This window comes from Chamaesiphon sp. OTE_20_metabat_361 (assembly GCF_031364565.1).
Map to the genome: position 1 here is coordinate 1 of NZ_JANLWO010000512.1, position 3,569 is coordinate 3,569.

Here is a 3,569-nt window from a genome sequence, read left to right on the forward strand (position 1 = left end):
ACTTTATTCCCGCTAATATCAAACCCTATCTCAATTTTGTCCATCCACCACTAATGTGGATCTTATTGGCAACCTCTCTCTACGCGATGTATCTGGGCTTCCAAATTCGTAAAACTCGGTCGGCAACTGGTGAGGATAAGAGAAAACTCATTCAGGGTAAATACAACGTCCGTCACTACCAAATCGGCTCGATCGTCTTGGCAGTGATGGTGCTAGGCTCGATCGGCGGGATGGCAGCTACATACATCAATAATGGTAAATTATTTTTTGGCCCTCACTTGATCGCTGGCTTAGGCATGACGGGTTTAATTGCCGTCTCGGCATCTCTCTCCCCCTTCATGCAAAAAGGCATGGACTGGGCTAGATACAGTCATATCGGCATCAATCTCGTCATCGTCGGTCTATTCGGCTGGCAAGCTTTTTCCGGTGTCGAAATCCTGACGCGGATTATTAGTAAAATGTAGGTTTAGTGAATAGTGGATAGTGAATAGAAAGCAGGCTTTTTGGCGTTAGGACGCAAGCGTCCCAACTTCTCACTCCCCATAATCTATCCACTATCCACTATTCACTATCCACTAACTCAAATAATATAACTACTCACCTCCCCCTGAGCGGCTTGCCAACTGCGGGCATCGTAATAGAGGTCTGCGAGGGAAATACTCGCTAGAGCAGCTTGGAGTTTCTCATTGAGCCGACTCCAGACCATTAAAGTGACCCAATCTGCGGCTAGATTGGTATCGGTTCGTTGTAGAGAGCCGGACTTATCGAGATCGGGTTTATCGACGACTATTGATTCGCCAACGGCGACTAAAATATCACTCAAAGAAATTTGGGTGGGTTTTTTTGCCAGTTTATAACCACCATGAGCGCCCCGCAGGGATTTGACTAGCCCAGCTCGTCGCAATTCGATCAGTAATTTTTCGAGATAGGGGATGGGTAAATGCTGACGGGTCGCGATCGCACTGACCGAAGACGGGCCGTAACCTGGTTGTAAACTGAGGTCTAGCATCGCTTTAACGCTATACTGTCCGCGAGTAGTCAGCTTCATAAGGATTGGGATCGGACGATCTGGAAATCTGCCAATTTAGAGCCTCAATCTTAACATTTGTGTTGTTGGCAAGCCAGTAAGATGCAGGATGCGAGCATATTACTAAGAACTATTAATGTTCGACTATTAGCCGATTTCTCGATCGACGATCGCTGGCTCCATCGAATCTCGCGATCGATACTTTTTGAAAAAAGATTGTCATTACCACCCGATCGCCATTATTTACCATTCACCTGATATTTGAAGATAAGTTTCGTTAAGGTCTAAAAAAGATGGTATTTTAGATAGAGATAGTTAACAAACTTGCTCTAGTCAGTGTACTATGGTGACAAGTGCTAATAGCAACCTCCAATAACTAATTGCAGGTCTAGTTTAGCAAAACCGCAACGCCGGATAGCGTTAGACCCTCTAGTTTGAAATCTAAGTTGATGAGTAATAAGAAAAATATTGAGCCGCTAGTTGGCGAAGAACTGCTTCAGAAAGTTAAAGATCTCGGCAGTGCGAGCAAAGAAGATAAAGCGCGTGAATGCGGCTACTTTACCGAAACGAAGAACGGTGTAGAGCGTGTCAACATGATGAAATTTCTCAACGCACTCATTGATGCTGAGGGGATTCAGTTAGATAGTAAAGCTGTTGGTGGCGGTCGTGGCGGTCGCAGCGCTAGCTACAAAATCACCGTTCAATCTAATAATAACTTATTGATCGGTGCAGCTTATACCAAGCAAATGGGTTTACAGGAAGGAGACGTGTTTGAAATCTCCCTCGGACGCAAGCACATTCATCTCAAACAAATCGATAAAACCGACGACGAATAAATCGAGACAGCGGCGAAAGACTTAATTTGCTCCGAGCTAGTTCCTCGATCGATGTAGCGGATGTAGAAATCGATATTACGATAATCACCTCTGCAAAAATCAGCTCCTGATTCGGCTGACTGAGTTATTACCTTTATTGCTTTCTCTATTTTCCCCACCTTGCTAGTAAATTTTAGATTGTGACTTGACAATCTGAGATTTGCTGGCTTCATTTATTCAGAGGGATAACTCTCAGGATCGATCGTCCACATTAGTGCTATTTTCATGGCTCGAATCAAAGTTAGGCAACACGTTAATCCGTTAAGTATTATCTATCAACAGCCACTGATTCCGCCCGATTGGTCGGCGATTTATGCCGATTTGTCCGCACCGATTCATCTGGACATTGGCAGTGCTGGCGGGCGGTTTTTGCTAGAATTGGCGCAACACGAGCGCTCGTGGAACTATCTAGGCATCGAAATCCGCCAAGCTTTGGTCGTCCAAGCCAATCAAATTCGGGATGCCGCCAGTCTAGGCAATCTGCACTATGTTTTTGGCAATATCAATACATCGTTAGCGACGCTACTAGCATCGCTACCACCGGGCAAACTCCAGCGAATTAGCATTCAGTATCCCGATCCCTGTTTCAAAACCAAGCACGTCAAGCGGCGCGTCGTCCAACCCGCATTAGTCAACGACATCGCCCGCTTTTTACCCAGCGGCGGCGAAGTATTTTTGCAGTCAGATCTCGAATGGGTCGCCCAGGAAATGTGCGATCGCTTTAGCGAAAATCCCGCCTTCCACCGCACCCAATCCGACTGGCTAGAACCAAACCCTCTAGCCATTCCCACCGAAAGAGAAACGTCCACCCTCAAACGCGGTTTACCAGTGCATCGGGCGGTGTGGATTAGGGGGGAGATGGGAGTTGGGAGATAAGAGGGTAAGGGGAGATGGGAGTTGGGAGTTGGGAGATAAGAGATAAGAAAGTAGGAGAAGAGGTTAGAAGGTAAAGAGAAGAGATCTGGAAGTAAGTAATAGACATTTATAAACTCTTGGACGCAAGCGTCTAACTCCCAACCCCCAACTCCCATCTCCCAACTCCCAACTCCCATCTCCCATCTACTTATACTTAAGATTAATGCAGCTCCACTCCTGACGGTTCCAGACAGTACCGACGACCCAGCCGTGTTGTTCGAGGACATGGGAGACATCAGCGACTTGACTCGATAGAATCCCGCTCAAAATTGCCCAGCCTTTAGGTTTGACTAGCGCCGCCATTGAGGGGGCAAGCTCGATGATGATATCAGCGAGAATATTGCAGACAAAGCCATCTACTGGTTCGGGTAGCATCGATTGTAGTTTCTCGATGCTGCCGAGATCGACGATTAATTTTGCGGGTGGGATCAGATTGAGATTGCGATTCTCGCCAGTGGCTTTGACAGCCAACGGATCGTTATCGACAGCATAAACTTGAGTAGCACCGAGCAAAACTGCGGCGGTAGACAAAATTCCCGAACCACAGCCGAGATCGGCAACTGTTAGATTTGTATTCGGCTGAATCCGCATTTCCAGGGCTTCTAAGCACAGTTGAGTTGTGGCATGTGTCCCCGTCCCAAAGGCGACGCCAGGATCGAGCTGAAGGACGATTCGATCGGGGTCTGTAGGTAAACTCAACCAAGCTGGATTGATAATTAAGCGATCGCCGATCGGTTGTGCTTGCCAGTGTT

At 47.0% G+C, this 3,569-nt stretch carries 5 protein-coding genes; 3 read left to right on the top strand and 2 right to left on the bottom strand.

The genetic code is table 11. The annotated features are described in order from the left end of the window. The first annotated feature begins 5 nt into the window (after positions 1 to 5). A complete protein-coding gene (locus RMO35_RS14880; protein ID WP_309742116.1) occupies positions 6 to 464 on the top strand; it encodes a DUF4079 domain-containing protein in 459 nt (152 codons plus the stop codon). A gap of 116 nt (positions 465 to 580) precedes the next feature. Here RMO35_RS14880 and RMO35_RS14885 read toward each other — a convergent pair whose 3' ends face one another. Then, a complete protein-coding gene (locus tag RMO35_RS14885) occupies positions 581 to 1,048 on the bottom strand; it encodes an RrF2 family transcriptional regulator (RefSeq protein WP_309742112.1) in 468 nt (155 codons plus the stop codon). 428 nt (positions 1,049 to 1,476) lie between these two features. Between RMO35_RS14885 and RMO35_RS14890 the strand changes: the two genes are divergently transcribed. Then, complete coding sequence (locus RMO35_RS14890; protein WP_309742113.1) at positions 1,477 to 1,863, top strand: AbrB family transcriptional regulator; 387 nt, start codon at positions 1,477 to 1,479, stop codon at positions 1,861 to 1,863. Positions 1,864 to 2,127: 264 nt separating this feature from the next. After that, positions 2,128 to 2,778 carry a tRNA (guanosine(46)-N7)-methyltransferase TrmB gene (trmB, locus tag RMO35_RS14895; protein ID WP_309742114.1) on the top strand — a complete coding sequence of 217 codons (651 nt, stop codon included), beginning with the start codon at positions 2,128 to 2,130 and terminating at the stop codon, positions 2,776 to 2,778. 183 nt (positions 2,779 to 2,961) lie between these two features. Here the strand turns inward: trmB and prmA are convergent. Beyond that, on the bottom strand, positions 2,962 to 3,569 hold a 608-nt coding region (gene prmA, locus RMO35_RS14900; RefSeq protein WP_309742115.1), incomplete at its 5' end, for a 50S ribosomal protein L11 methyltransferase.